This is a genomic window from Halobacillus sp. B23F22_5 (assembly GCF_043497085.1).
GTDB lineage: Bacteria > Bacillota > Bacilli > Bacillales > Halobacillaceae > Thalassobacillus.
Window position 1 is genome coordinate 1 of the sequence record NZ_JBIEKI010000001.1, and the last position, 14231, is coordinate 14231.

13 protein-coding genes, 1 rRNA gene and 1 other RNA gene are annotated in these 14231 nt (G+C 45.2%); 3 read left to right on the top strand and 12 right to left on the bottom strand.

The window, feature by feature from the left end; all coding sequences use genetic code 11:
* The 8 genes from ACGTN9_RS00005 to tadA form a co-directional block, all read right to left on the bottom strand.
* Positions 1 to 428 (bottom strand): 16S ribosomal RNA (locus ACGTN9_RS00005); the annotation flags it as partial.
* Between the two features lie 1005 nt (positions 429 to 1433).
* Positions 1434 to 1688 (bottom strand): pro-sigmaK processing inhibitor BofA family protein, encoded by a 255-nt coding sequence (locus tag ACGTN9_RS00010; protein WP_499590466.1) that lies wholly within the window; start codon positions 1686 to 1688, stop codon positions 1434 to 1436.
* A gap of 77 nt (positions 1689 to 1765) precedes the next feature.
* Positions 1766 to 1975 carry a YaaL family protein gene (locus ACGTN9_RS00015; protein ID WP_499589307.1) on the bottom strand — a complete coding sequence of 70 codons (210 nt, stop codon included), beginning with the start codon at positions 1973 to 1975 and terminating at the stop codon, positions 1766 to 1768.
* Between the two features lie 16 nt (positions 1976 to 1991).
* Entirely contained in the window at positions 1992 to 2588 is a 597-nt protein-coding gene (gene recR / locus ACGTN9_RS00020; protein WP_028784542.1) for a recombination mediator RecR, read from the bottom strand.
* 11 nt (positions 2589 to 2599) lie between these two features.
* Positions 2600 to 2920 carry a YbaB/EbfC family nucleoid-associated protein gene (locus tag ACGTN9_RS00025; protein ID WP_093041995.1) on the bottom strand — a complete coding sequence of 107 codons (321 nt, stop codon included), beginning with the start codon at positions 2918 to 2920 and terminating at the stop codon, positions 2600 to 2602.
* Positions 2921 to 2940: 20 nt separating this feature from the next.
* On the bottom strand, positions 2941 to 4626 hold the full coding sequence (gene dnaX / locus ACGTN9_RS00030; RefSeq protein WP_499589310.1) for a DNA polymerase III subunit gamma/tau: 1686 nt from the start codon (positions 4624 to 4626) through the stop codon (positions 2941 to 2943).
* A gap of 128 nt (positions 4627 to 4754) precedes the next feature.
* Positions 4755 to 5020: signal recognition particle sRNA large type (ffs, locus tag ACGTN9_RS00035), an RNA gene on the bottom strand.
* A 44-nt stretch (positions 5021 to 5064) separates the two neighbouring features.
* Complete coding sequence (gene tadA, locus ACGTN9_RS00040; protein ID WP_499589312.1) at positions 5065 to 5553, bottom strand: tRNA adenosine(34) deaminase TadA; 489 nt, start codon at positions 5551 to 5553, stop codon at positions 5065 to 5067.
* Between the two features lie 73 nt (positions 5554 to 5626).
* On the opposite strand from tadA, the gene ACGTN9_RS00045 reads away from it, so the two are divergent.
* Together ACGTN9_RS00045 and ACGTN9_RS00050 are read left to right on the top strand one after the other, a co-directional pair.
* The gene (locus ACGTN9_RS00045) at positions 5627 to 6157 is read left to right on the top strand and encodes a cysteine hydrolase family protein (protein ID WP_499589314.1); all 531 of its coding nucleotides are present in this window, start codon (positions 5627 to 5629) and stop codon (positions 6155 to 6157) included.
* A gap of 61 nt (positions 6158 to 6218) precedes the next feature.
* On the top strand, positions 6219 to 7508 hold the full coding sequence (locus ACGTN9_RS00050; RefSeq protein ID WP_499589316.1) for a glycoside hydrolase family 18 protein: 1290 nt from the start codon (positions 6219 to 6221) through the stop codon (positions 7506 to 7508).
* A gap of 76 nt (positions 7509 to 7584) precedes the next feature.
* On the opposite strand, the gene ACGTN9_RS00055 is transcribed toward ACGTN9_RS00050, so the two are convergent.
* On the bottom strand, positions 7585 to 8352 hold the full coding sequence (locus ACGTN9_RS00055) for a DUF3891 family protein (protein ID WP_499589318.1): 768 nt from the start codon (positions 8350 to 8352) through the stop codon (positions 7585 to 7587).
* 93 nt (positions 8353 to 8445) lie between these two features.
* On the opposite strand from ACGTN9_RS00055, the gene ACGTN9_RS00060 reads away from it, so the two are divergent.
* Entirely contained in the window at positions 8446 to 8853 is a 408-nt protein-coding gene (locus ACGTN9_RS00060; protein WP_499589320.1) for a PH domain-containing protein, read from the top strand.
* Between the two features lie 40 nt (positions 8854 to 8893).
* Here the strand turns inward: ACGTN9_RS00060 and ACGTN9_RS00065 are convergent, their stop codons facing one another.
* The 3 genes from ACGTN9_RS00065 to ACGTN9_RS00075 form a co-directional block, all read right to left on the bottom strand.
* A complete protein-coding gene (locus tag ACGTN9_RS00065) occupies positions 8894 to 10171 on the bottom strand; it encodes an exo-beta-N-acetylmuramidase NamZ family protein (RefSeq protein ID WP_499589322.1) in 1278 nt (425 codons plus the stop codon).
* Positions 10172 to 10231: 60 nt separating this feature from the next.
* Complete coding sequence (locus tag ACGTN9_RS00070; RefSeq protein ID WP_499589324.1) at positions 10232 to 12352, bottom strand: glycoside hydrolase family 3 protein; 2121 nt, start codon at positions 12350 to 12352, stop codon at positions 10232 to 10234.
* Between the two features lie 70 nt (positions 12353 to 12422).
* A complete protein-coding gene (locus ACGTN9_RS00075) occupies positions 12423 to 14123 on the bottom strand; it encodes a serine hydrolase domain-containing protein (RefSeq protein ID WP_499589326.1) in 1701 nt (566 codons plus the stop codon).
* Positions 14124 to 14231: the final 108 nt, after the last annotated feature.

Here is a 14231-nt window from a genome sequence, read left to right on the forward strand (position 1 = left end):
ACGCGGCGTTGCTCCGTCAGACTTTCGTCCATTGCGGAAGATTCCCTACTGCTGCCTCCCGTAGGAGTCTGGGCCGTGTCTCAGTCCCAGTGTGGCCGATCACCCTCTCAGGTCGGCTACGCATCGTTGCCTTGGTGAGCCGTTACCTCACCAACTAGCTAATGCGCCGCGGGCCCATCTGTAAGTGATAGCGAGAAGCCATCTTTCAACCAGACTCCATGTGGAGTCCGGTGTTATCCGGTATTAGCCCCGGTTTCCCGGGGTTATCCCAGTCTTACAGGCAGGTTGCCCACGTGTTACTCACCCGTCCGCCGCTCGTTCCACAAGCGTCACCCCCGAAGGGGATCCGCTTGCTTCCCGCGCTCGACTTGCATGTATTAGGCACGCCGCCAGCGTTCGTCCTGAGCCAGGATCAAACTCTCCATAAAAGTAAAGTTTGACTTGCTCATGTTTGCACTGCTAAAGTGCGTTGTTTTATTTCCTCATATAATGAAGAAATTAATTTGACGTACTGGTTGGTTCGTTCAGTTTTCAAAGATCAAATCGTTTCGCCGCCTCAAAACAGCGACTTAATAAATATATCATGCGGTTGTTTTAAAGTCAACAACTTTTTAATGATTTATTTATGTTTGTTTCTCGTTGCGCGCCGCTCGCTTAAAGCGACAAGTAATAATATATCATGGTATTTTTAAGTGTGCAATAGTTTTTTATGATTTTTTATAAAAAAGGATCTGTTAAACATTGTTGTTGATTTTTCATAAGAGGCTTATTCAACAATAGAGCCGAATTATGTAAGACTCATTTTCAAGATAGAAGTGGTTCTTTACCAAAAAAGTGTTAGGAGTGGCTTGGAAACTACTCGCTTTCCTGCGGGGGAACTGGCAAGCCTCCTCAGTCGTTACACTCCCTGTGGGGTCTTGCCTAGCTCCTTCTCCAGCGGGAGTCTCGCAGTTTCCCAACCACCCCATCCGAAGAATGAGAGAAACGAACCCCCTGCCATAGATGAAGATGTCTTCCACAAATAATTTGGAACTATGATGAAGTTTATAAGACGTTTTTTATGAGTAGCTCACCTTATGTTTGAAGGACGGCAAACCAATGTTTCCGTTTTTCTCACAAACGCAAGGAGGTTCGGGAAATTGCGAGACTCCTCGAAAATGATACGCATTTTTCTTCGTGCGGTGTTTATTCAAGATGCTTTTTCAAGTCCTATGGGATGAACATGATCGGTGAGATCCCGCAAGGCGAAGCCTGAGGAAGCTCACCACATGCCCATGGAAAGCGAGTGATTTCCCGGACCTCCAAATGCTCCCCCCACCATAACGGAAACAGTCTCTCTCGAAACTGAGTCTTCAATAAAAGGGAGCTTAATTGTAAAATCAACATACAATCATACCATATAAAAAAGCAGGGAAAGTTTCCCCGCTTTTGTTTTACAACACCCATAACTGGAGTGCAGTCAATGAAAGTAAACCAGGAACTCCGAGTAACCCAGTTATGACTGCTGTAAATAAATTGATCGGTATATGCAATCCGATGCTTGCACCGAATACATTTGCGAAAAACAATAATAAAACGCCTATCAACAGCTTCATACTGGCTAGTCCTACCCATTTCATCGGTTTAATCGGCGCTCCTAGTACAAGAATTAATACAATCGCCAAAACCAACCCGCCTATAACGATCACCGGATCCAAGGCAACCTCCCCCTTCGCTTGTCCTTTCTATTATTCATATGAACAGAGCAAAGGGATTAGCACATTATTTAGGACAAGGCATTCAATTTACGATGTCTGGCTTCACGCAGCAAATAGAAATACTTTGCCTGTACAAGCGCAAGATCGCGCAAGCCTTCTTCTGTGGGCTCAATACTATGATCGATTATCTTTTTCAACTTCATCCAATCTTGTTTCAGATAATATATTTCCGACAGGAGCTGTTGATCCATCACCTTTTTTATTTTCTTTCTTCTCAACTGTGCCACCTACTTATTATAATTCTCTTCTACCTTCCATCGCCTTCGATAGTGTAACTTCATCGGCATACTCTAAATCTCCGCCCATAGGGAGTCCATGGGCCAGACGGGTAATTCGAATTCCGGAAGGTTTGACAAGCCTGGATATATACATGGCTGTCGCTTCCCCTTCTATATTAGGATTAGTAGCAAGAATCAACTCCTCCACTCCTTCATCCTTCAGTCGATTTAATAAACTTGGCACATTGATATCTTCTGGTCCGATTCCATCCATTGGGGAAATGGCGCCATGCAATACGTGGTATTTACCACTGAATTCTTTCATTTTTTCCATAGCGATGACATCTTTAGGGTCCTGAACTACACAAATCAGTGAATTATCACGTGATTCATCCTGACAGATCGAGCATGGATCCTGATCGGTAATCTGCCCGCAGACCGAGCAGTGAGTCAGTTCCCGTTTTGCATTAACTAATGATTTCCCAAACTCCAAGACATCGTCTTCTTCCATCTCTAACACGAAAAAAGCCAGGCGGACAGCCGTTTTCGGACCTATCCCTGGCAATTTCGTAAAGCTATCGATCAGCTTGGAAATCGGTTCTGGATAATACATCTGAATTCCTCCTAGAACATACCTCCACCAGGCAAGCCTTGAGTGAATTGTCCCATTGTATCGTTCGTTTTATCATCCACTTGCTTCAACACATCATTGGTCGCGGCAAGAATCAAATCCTGAAGCATATCGACATCATCCGGGTCGACAACCTCTTCATTGATTTCGACATCTGTGATTTCCTTTTTCCCGTTTGCTACAACTTTAACCATTCCGCCGCCGGCTGTAGCTTCAAATGTCATTTCATGTAATTCTTCCTGTGCTTTCATCATCTTCTTTTGCATTTTTTGCATTTGTTTCATCATGTTGTTCATATTTCCTCCACCACGCATGGTAATTCCTCCTTTAATTTTCACTCATGTATTTCTATTAAATCATCACCAGCTAACTTGCGTGCTTCAGTGATTAATGGATCTTCTTCCTCTTCGTTGTTGCCACTTTCACTATTATCCGCTTCTTCACTTTTTTGCTTCCGAACATATTCTTCCCGTAATTCCTGCCATTTGGGCTCAGGAATAGGGATGATCTCTACCGTTTTTCCGATAAAATCAGCTAACAGCGGCTCGATCGTTTGCTTATGTTCCAAAGCGAGCGAACAATGAATTTCATATCGGAAGGCTAACACCAGCCCTTTGTCAGAAGCTGCCCTTGGTTTACTATTCAATAACGTCGCATGAGCGGGAGCATTATTCTGCTTTAGTGCTTCCATGAAGTTCGCCCATTTAGATAGAACGTGCTTGATTTCTTCCTTAGAAGCTTCATTCAGAACATGACGAATCCGCTCATATGGTACTTTGAAACCATTACGGTTGCTTCTCGGCTGTGTCCGCCTTTGTTCTGGAGCAGGCTGGGCCGGAGCAGGATTCTGCTTAAGCTGCTTCAACTCGCGTTCCATCTCATCCAGCCTTCTTATCAGGCGTTGAACCGCTTCTGTTTCAACAGGCTGAGCAGCAGGCTGGCTGTCTACCAGATTCAACATGGCGATTTCAATGAATACCTTCGGACTGGTCGACCACTTCATTTCCTGTTGGCACTTATTCAATTCTTTAATGGCTTGCTGAATCCAATCTGGCGCTGTCATTTCGGCTAGTTGCTTGAATTGATCATCAGGAATCGCTCTTTCTAAATTGTCCGCCAGATCCGGTGCACTCTTATATAGTAGCAAATCCCTCAAATAGTAAATCAAATCAAATACGAAACGTCCCGGGTCCTTCCCCTGCTGAATCAAGTCATCCACATGCTGCAAGGCTTGTCTAACATCCTGCTGCTGCAACGACTCGATGACTCCAGTTAATTTTTGCTGGGATACAGAACCAGTGACAGCAAGCACATCCTCAATAGTAACCTCTTCTTCACTATAGGAAATGGCCTGATCCAGTAAACTCAAAGCATCACGCATACCGCCTTCTGCTGTCAGCGCAACGACTTCGAGCGCTTCCCGGGATACATGAATACCTTCCTGGCTGATGATTTTCTCCATCCGCTCGACCATCGCCTGCTGCGCTATCCGTTTGAAGTCAAACCGTTGACAGCGGGAGATAATTGTCAAAGGAATCTTGTGCGGCTCGGTCGTCGCTAAAATAAAGATCACATGCTTCGGTGGTTCTTCCAATGTCTTTAACAATGCATTGAAAGCTCCGATTGACAACATGTGCACCTCATCGATGATATATACCTTATATTCAACCACACTTGGTGCGTATTTTACTTTATCGCGGATTTCCCGGATTTGTTCGACTCCGTTGTTCGATGCAGCATCGATTTCAATGACATCGGAAATGGAACCATCCTGGATGCCGAGACATGCAGCACATTCATTACAAGGTTCTTTCGCTGGAGAACGTTCACAGTTGACTGCTTTAGCAAAAATTTTCGCCGCACTGGTCTTCCCGGTACCACGTGGTCCTGAAAACAGATAGGCATGCGAAAATTTATCCTGCATGATCGCATTCTGCAACGTCCGGGTGATATGGGTTTGTCCAACGACGTCTTCAAAAGTTCGCGGACGCCAAACACGATATAATGCCTGATAGCTCATACTACCGTTCTCCTTTAATAGTTTCTCCCCTATTATACCTGAATCCCATATCAGATGAAAACAAGCGGGGCCAAAAATGATATAAAAAAACTCACCTGAGGTTCAGGTGAGTTTTTCATTATGTAATGCCGCGCACCCATCGTCGATGGAGCGGCCCTAAGCGTTACTCAAGCTCATGGCTCGACCCAGGCACTCCCGCGGCACACGAGAGGGTCAGCTTACTGCTGCTTCCTTCCGGACCTGACAGGGTTCGCTGGTTCCCGTTGCGCAGGACCTGGGTGTCAACACAACTTACTTGAGGCAGACCTTAAGGCCGCACCACCTCGGATGGGGATTCGGCCTCGCTATAGCGGATTGCGAGTACAGGGCACCGCTACCTCCCCGCTTAGCACGGCATATTTCAGTATAACGAGTTTCATACTAAAATGCAATCCAAAATTAATGTAAATCTTTGGATTCTTTCACTTTTTTCTTTTGTTTGCGCAGCTGTTTGAAAAAATCCGAAAGCAATTGCCCACTAGTTTCTTCTTCCACGCCATTCACTACTTCCGCCTGATGATTAAACCGTTCATCTTGTAACAAATTCATCAAAGTACCAGTACAACCCGCTTTTGGATCCGGGGCACCGAAAACCACTCGGGGAATTCTCGCTTGTAATATGGCACCTGCACACATAGGACAAGGTTCTAACGTGACATACAGCGTACATTCTTCCAGCCGCCAGCTGCCAAGAATATTATTCGCCCGTTCGATGGCGATAAATTCTGCATGGGAGGAAGCAAGCTGGCTCGTTTCTCGCAGATTATAACCAGAAGCAATGATGTCACCGTCTTTGACAATTACAGCTCCAATGGGAACCTCGCCAACAGCTGCTGCTTTCTTAGCCTCTTGAATCGCATATTGCATCCATTTTTGATCTTCATTCATATTAATCACACTTTTCTTCATGATTTAGCCTGTCATCGAGCAGAATATAAGTTAAAGAAGGAGGAATCCCTATATGGCTGCTCCAGAACAGTCTGCACTTATCTATATTGACGTCATCAATGATTTCCAATTCACTCATGGTAAAGAACTGCTTGAACAAACTTATCGCATCCTGCCGGCCATGATGAACTTGAAACAGCACGCCCGTGCTCACGGGATTCCAATCATCTATATCAATGACCATTATGCATCCTGGCGGGCAGATCTGCAACAAATCTATCAGCACTGTCTAAATGACGGGAACAAAAAGCTGTTAGAAGCCATCCGTCCGGACGATGGGGATTATTTTCTAATAAAGCCGAAACACTCAGGTTTTTACCAGTCTTCTTTACAGTCCTTACTCTATGAACTAGGTGTCAAACGACTGATACTAAGTGGTATCGCCGGAAATATATGTGTCTTATTCACAGCTAATGACGCTTATATGAGAGAGTATGAATTATGGATACCTGAGAATACTATCGCATCCAATGACCCGAACGATAATCAATATGCATTGACGATGATGGAAAATGTGTTGAAGGCAGATGTTTCTCCTATCTAATCATAAACCCTCCCTGAAGAGTCATAAACTGATAAAGGAGTGATTTGAAGGGAGTGATATCATGCAGATTTATGTAGTGAAAAGTGGAGACAGTTTATTTACTATTGCAAATGCCTTCAATATAAACCCTCAGGAAATCATTGAAGCGAATGAACTAGAGACACCTGGCAATCTTGTTGTCGGTCAGGCGCTGGTGATACCGATTACTGGACAGTTTTACACTGTTCAGGCAGGTGACAGTTTGTATACGATTGCCCAACGCTTCAATACAACTGCCCAGCAACTGGCAGAGGTAAATCAAATCCCCTTGAATGCCAGCCTGCAAATAGGTACCAGGTTATATATCCCGCCACAGCCAAAGGTAAATGCATCATTCAATGCTTACGTGGAACCTTTCGGCGGTCAGGTCTCACAAGCATTGGAAACTGCAGCCAGAAGAAGGAGCCCATTATTGACCTACCTGGCTCCGTTCAGTTATCGTGTTCAGTCAAATGGCAGCCTGGAAGCACCTCCACTTGATGATTTTCAGCAGATTGCACAAAACAGTACGGCATCTCTCATGATGGTAGTCACCAATTTGACCGACGATGGTTTCAGCGCCGAGCTCGGCAGGACGATTTTAACCGATGAAAACGTCCAAAATACCTTGCTAAATAATATCATCACAACCGCGCAACAGGTCGGCTATAAAGATATCCATTTTGATTTTGAATTTTTGCCTCCAGAAATGGCTCAGGATTACAACAACTTTCTTCGTAAAGCAAAGGAACGGTTAAGGCAGGAAGGGTTATTGATTTCCACCGCGCTTGCGCCAAAGACAAGTGCCGAGCAAAAAGGCGCCTGGTATGAAGCGCATGACTATGGTGCACATGGTGAGATTGTAGATTTTGTTGTATTAATGACTTATGAATGGGGCTATAGCGGAGGTCCTCCGATGGCAGTATCTCCAATTGGTCCTGTGCGTGAAGTAGTAGAGTATGCTTTGACGGAAATGCCCGCGGAAAAAATATTCCTTGGACAAAATTTATATGGGTATGATTGGACACTCCCATTCGTCGAAGGAGGAGAATTCGCCAAAGCGATGAGTCCCCAGCAGGCGATTCAGCTGGCAAGGGAGAATAACGTTGCGATTGAGTATGACGAGGAAGCACAAGCCCCGTTTTTCTTTTATCAGGACACCGAAGGCAAACGACATGAAGTATGGTTCGAAGATGCACGATCGATTCAAAAAAAATTCGATTTAGTGAAAGAACTTGGATTAAAAGGTGTGAGTTACTGGAAATTAGGATTGTCCTTTCCACAGAATTGGGCTTTAATCGAGTCGCAGTTCAATGTTGAAAAATTAAGCTGAACACCTAGCTGTCTCTTACCAAAAAAGGCGCCCCTTTTGGTAGAGGCAGCCATTTCTTTCAGGAAAGCTATTCCTATTACTTTCCTGGAACTATTTTTACATGGCGGTATTCGATATCAGCCTGATCCCATGCTCGTTGGAGTCCTTTGGTATCAATCGCCTCCATAGTGACCAACCGGTATGGAATAGCTAATTCAAACGGGCGCTCAAATGGAAATGGCGCTACTGATACCGTATATTTGTCCAGCCAGTGGGACATCATTCCCTGAGGAGCGAAATCGAACGTTTGTCTAAACCCGTTTTTAAACCAGGACAACTCCTCTTCTTTAGATACTCCAGGTTCCTGCATGCAAATATAAAGGGAAAGATCATCACAGAACTGCAGGCGCTTAAAGTGAAGATCATAAAGGTATCTCGGCACTTCTAAATCCATCTGTTTTTTCAGACGGATCCGTCGTTTTTGTTCATGATCGAGGAAATGCCTGATGTCCGGATCGTGAGAATCGTTTGGAAAAAAAGAACTATAATGACGGCTGCACAGCACAGCTGCATAGTAAGAATCTTTTTCTATATCATCAATTCCATGTACATAAGCATCCAGCTTCTCTTTTAACGGATAATCGACAAAGGTATAAGGACGATTTTTATCCTCATTCCATTTAGGATGTTTATCCAGAGGAATCCAGGCGCGGTCGTGCTGACCCACTGCCCAATCCGCTAGTTGACGGAGCTTTGAACGCATAATAAAATCCTGTTTCCAGTTATCGACAAGCTTACCTGATGCTTGCGCGTGATCATGCTGAGCCATCATAATAAAGTTATCTCCTGACTGATTGACAATCATCACTTATCCCTCCTGTATTATTGAAACTAAACCCCATTCTGTTCCGTATCCTATGTATATCTTTGTTATAGCAAGAATTGTGAGGTGTACCATATGAAATTTCAAGTGAAGAAAAACCCATTTCTTGTCCTGTTATCAATCTTCCTTCTGCCTCTGGGATTATTAGGAGTGTACACAGATCCTGCTGAAGGGTGGACCGGTCTGCTCATTGTCATTCCGATTGCAGGACTGCTTTTGTGGGCGTTATTTCAATCATACCACGAAGTGAGGGATGACGCTTTCATTGCACATTTCGGTCCAATTAAAAAAAGAATACCGTTAAGGGATATCAGAAAGGTAAACTACAGTTATAATCCGTTATCGAGTCCTGCCTGGACGCTCAAACGCATGAAAGTTACCGACCACCAGCATCGGTCCTACCTGTTATCGGCACCAAAAGACGAAGAAGCACTGCGTGATTTATTACAGCAGCGCTGCCCTCATGCAACAATATCGATATGAAAATAGCTGCCTGACCTCATTGGGCCAGGCAGCATCTGTTTTACTTATAAAGTAAATAGTTTTCGCGAATCTCTTTGAAATCATCAAGGCCGTCTTGCCATTGGGATTTGATTTCTTCGATGCTCTGTCCTTCTTCAATCGCTTCCCTGATCCATCCATTTCCGACCAATAAGTCAAAGAAGGAAACCCCTTCACTGTTTTCAGCTCGGAATTCAAAATCTTCCGGATACATATCATGAATCGTTTTCACAAGCGCAAGGCCTGTCTCGACCGGCTGATAGATTTTCTTATTGGTGACATGAATCTGTACACCGTGAGAAAGGTCTCCGCTATGCTTCGAGAACATAGGTGTAAACGAAGCCGCACGGAAAGTCACTCCCGGAAGCTCAAGTTCGTTCATTGCGGCAGCTAAGTCTGTGCTATCTATGAACGGAGCACCGATCAATTCGAATGGCTGCGTCGTTCCACGGCCTTCGGAAACATTTGTGCCTTCAATCCAGGCAGCGCCAGGATATACTAAGGCCGTATCAAGGGTCGGCATATTTGGAGAAGGAGCGACAAACTCGAGTGGTGTTTTGTCATAGTACATATGGCGTTTCCATCCGTCCATCTCCACGACTGTCAAGTCTGCCCCGATATCATGCTCTTCGTTGAAATACTTCGCCAGCTCCCCAACTGTCATACCATGTCGGAGCGGAATTGGATAATTGCCGACAAACGATTGATATTCCATATCCAGGACAGGTCCTTCAACTTTACTTCCGCTGATCGGGTTCGGTCTATCTAAAACGATGAATGGGATATCATTTTCCTGGGCCGCTTCCATAGCGTAAGCCATTGTATAAATGTACGTATAGAAACGAGTTCCGACATCCTGAATGTCAAACAGCAACACATCAATATCTTCTAACATTTCCGGAGTAGGTTTCCTTGTCTGACCATATAGGCTGTAGACAGGAAGCCCTGTTTTTTCATCAATATAATACTCGACATAATCGCCGGCCTGGGCACTGCCACGCACGCCGTGTTCCGGTCCGTATAATGCCGTCAGTTCGACGTCCTCATCATTATGGAGTAAATCGACAATACTGTTTAGTTCCTGATCGACTCCTGTAGGGTTCGTGATCAACCCGACTTTTTTACCTTCAATTAAATTCTTCTGGTCATTTAACAATACTTCTACCCCGAGCTCAAATTGATTGTCTTTTTCATTGCCGTAGCCATGTCCCTTACCTTTTCCGTTATTATCAGCCATGGCAATCGACAATGTCGATAGGATGAGCAGTGTCGTCACAATCGAAATCAACCATTTTTTCATTAAATCCTCTCCCTGAAATTTTTTTGTATTAATCTACCGGGCGCACGAAGCGCCCAGCAATCAATAATTCAAACCATGTCCAAATTCATAAAGTGGTATACCATTGTCCCCGGGTATCTGTACAGGCAGTTTTCCTGTAGGAGCATTTTCACCGAAAATCGTTGCGGCTGTAGCTTCAAAGCTCGCTGTCCGGAAACCATACTGTGCGAGATAAGCATCTACATCGGGGTAAGCCATAATGTCATACGGATTTCGGATACCGACTCCGATAACAGGAGCATCCGTTTCATTCATGATCGTATTGACCAGCTGCATTTGCGGATGGCTTGCCGAACGGGAATACACATTGTATGAGTAGGTACCGACAATTACTTTATCCGCACCCTTGACGATTGCCAGCTGTTCAGGTGTTAAGGTACTGCCGTCTGGTGCGATTACAGTAGTATCCGCATGGTGATTTTTAACTGCATCCCCTAACGAATCAACAAAACTACTTCCAACAACTACTATCTTTTCATCTTCAGATGACTGAAGTGGAAGTACATCGTCATTTTTCACTAATGTGATGGAACGATCAGCTGCTTCCTGTTCCACTTGTTTATGGCTGTCAGATCCTACAACCTGCAACGCATTTTCCACTTTTTCATCGATTGACTGCGGCTGCTCCTCCTTAATAATCCCTCGTTTTACTTTAAGCGTTAAAATTCTTTCAACAGAATTTTCAATAGTAGCTTCTGAGATTTCTCCAGTCTCGATCGCTTCCAGAAGTCCGTCTGCTACTTCCTCAAGCCCGACTGGCATCAGTACAATATCTGTGCCTGCTTTTACCGAGCGTATGACGGCGTCGACAGGACCAAAGTGATCAGCAATCGCCTTCATATTTAACGCATCGGTGATAATCACACCTTCGTATCCCATTTCCTCCCTCATTAAACCGGTCAATACCTTAGGAGAAAGGGTGGCAGGCAAAGCGATTTCTTCTCCTGTTTTTTGAGAGGTGACCTTGGTATCATCGATTTTAGGGAACGTGACATGCGCGGTCATAATTGCATCAATTCCAGCTTCCATCGCTTTCTGGAAAGGATATAGTTCCACTTCTTTCAGTCGCTCTTTATCGTGGGGTACTTCAGGAAGTCCGAGATGAGAATCGACAGCTGTGTCTCCATGACCCGGGAAGTGTTTAGCCGTTGCCGCTACTCCTGTGCTTTGTAGACCTTCGGTGTATGCGACCCCCATTTCCGCCACTAATTCAGGATCTCCACCGAACGAACGGACACCGATAACCGGGTTGTCAGGATTGTTATTTACATCCATCACCGGTGCCAGATTCATATTGATGCCTAAGGATGCCAGCTCTTCTCCGATCGCTTGTCCAACATTTTGGGCGATATCGGTAGAGCGCGTTGCACCTAATGCCATGTTGCCAGGCATATCGGTTCCCGACTGGAGGCGGGTAACTATGCCGCCTTCCTGGTCAATCGTCAAAAGCAAGCCATATTTTTCTGCTGCCTGCTGGTATTCTGTAACAAGCTTCGCTGTTTGTTCCGTTGTTACCACGTTCTCACGGAACAAGATGACACCGCCAAGATGGTATTCTTTCACTAGTTGTTCTATTTCCGGAAGCATCTCTGTCACATTCTCGCCTTCCCACTTACGGAAATCAGGCATCAGCATTTGTCCTACTTTTTCTTTTAAGGACATGTTCTCGATTGCATGGCTAATGATGTCATAGCGGCTTCCATCTTCCTTCTTAAGCGTTGCTTCAGATTCCGGCTTCCCTTTGGTACCAGCCGCTTTAGCCACAGGCTTGTAATCAATGGCGATCCGGTCTTCGTATGTGCCGTCGCTGACCTTAATGAAAGTCCTCCCGTTTTGCCCGGTCATTGTAACCGTGCCATCTTCGTCAACCGTTGCTACATTCTTGTTCGTAGATGTCCAGGTCAAATCTTGAGAAACTGCCATGAAATGCCCAGCTTCATAGACATGTAAAGCATTCAGCTTTAGCTGTTCACCATCAACATCCTTCTCTAGCTGCGGGACATTCTCGAGTAAGACCAAGTCTTTGACGCCTTCATGATCAGCAGCTGCCACTTCATTTGCCGGCACCCCGATCATTAAATGGGACAAAACCAGCACAAATGCCAATAAAGAAAACAGCCACTTATTACGCCTCTGCTTCATTTAGCTTCCTCCTTGTGTAAAATAGTCTTTCTTACCAGGTGTAAATTATGAAAAGTACTATCGGGGAAACTTAATAGTTTCTAAGCTCCCATCCTCCACCAGAAAATTCCGGTGTCTGGATGCTTCCATCTGCAATCTTCAGTTCCAGATTATTGACATACCAGCCACGGCCATTGGTATAGCCGTCTGTCTGGTAACGGAATCTTACCTGCTGGGTATCAGCCGGCAAGTTTATTTCTAACTGATGCCAGTCTTTGTTCCCGGTAAGCACTTCTCCGACCTGCTCCCAATTCTCGCCGTCCGTAGTCACTTCAATGAATCCTTTATCATATCCCGCTTCAATCCGGTGCCAGGTGTCAAACGTTAAAACGGCTTCCCCATCAAGCTCCACTTCTGCTGTCAACGTCCGGTTCAGTCGATCTCCATATCCAGCAAACCAGGCATCCTCTTTGTTCGGTATCGTAACAGGGATGGCGTCTGCAACCAGTCTTGCAAATGGACGTCGCGCAACATTGGTAGACACTGTTTCCCTTGTCGGATGGACGCGATTGGTGAGTAAAATTGCGATGGTGTCATTGTTTTGACTGACAGCTATCGATGTTCCTGTATAGCCGGTATGACCAAGTGTAGAACTGCCGGATAAAGCATCCATGTACCATCCTTGCTGCAGCTCCCAGCCAAGGCCATGTTCATCGCCAGGAAATTGCGGAATTTGATTTTCAGCCAGTAGTTTGACTGTTTCCGGCTTCAGGATTTGTGTCCCTCCGTAAGTACCATCATTGAGATACATATGGGCGAATGTCGCCAAATCCCTGGCAGTGGAGAATACACCGGCATGTCCGGCTACTCCATCAAGCGACCAGGCATTTTCATCGTGCACTTCTCCCCAAACGATTCCACGGTCCGTCCATGGCTGGTATTCGGTTGCTGCGATTCGATCTTTTAAAGAAGCCGGCGGATTGTACATCGTATCTTCCATGCCGAGAGGGTCAGTGATATTTTCTTTGACGTACTCATCCAGTCGTTGACCCGACAGGCGTTCGATTAATACACTCAGCGTTATCATGTTCAGGTCGCTGTAAGTATAGGTGGTTCCTGGATCATTAGCCAATGGACGTTCCAATACGTATTGCAGCCTGTCCTCTCTATCCCCTTCCTGGGTGTAAATCGGTACCCATGGGGTGAATCCAGAGGTATGGGTCATCAGCTGTCGAATAGTCACTTCTTCTTTTCCATTTGTCGCAAATTCAGGAATATGTTCAGCAACAGGATCGTCCAACTGGAACATACCTTCTTCGTACAATTGCATGGCAGCTGTTGTCGTAAAGACTTTACTTATCGATGCCATGTCGAAAATGGTATCTTTTTTCATAGCTACCGGCTGATCCATTACCGTTCCTTGATCATCTTCATATAAGGCGGCATGACCATAGGCTTCATGCTGGACTATGTGGCCCCTGCGAGCTACGAAGGTCACGGCACCAGGCATAACTCCTTCTTCGATCTTGCTTTCCATCAATCCGGTGATCCCCTCCAGTGGTGCTTGTACCATGCCTGCTCCTCTCACGGAACCAGGATGCAGAACTGGTGATACAGGACCTGGATTATTCCAGGTGAAGACCGGATGGGCGCCCCGTTGGCTATTCTTTTTATCTTTCTGTTCAATCGTAAGCTCGGGCGGGACATTGTTTTCTGCCTGGACTCCATACCCGGTAAACATGGAAGCCCCTAGTACCGTTACTAAAGCAAGCTTCATAGATTTCTTTTTCATTTCTTTCCTCCTCTTCTTAAGAATTTCTTTTGTCGAAATAAATCGATGAAAAGGCTTACATTAATCTATTTGTAGCGTAACGGAGAATATATATAGTTGTCTATACCA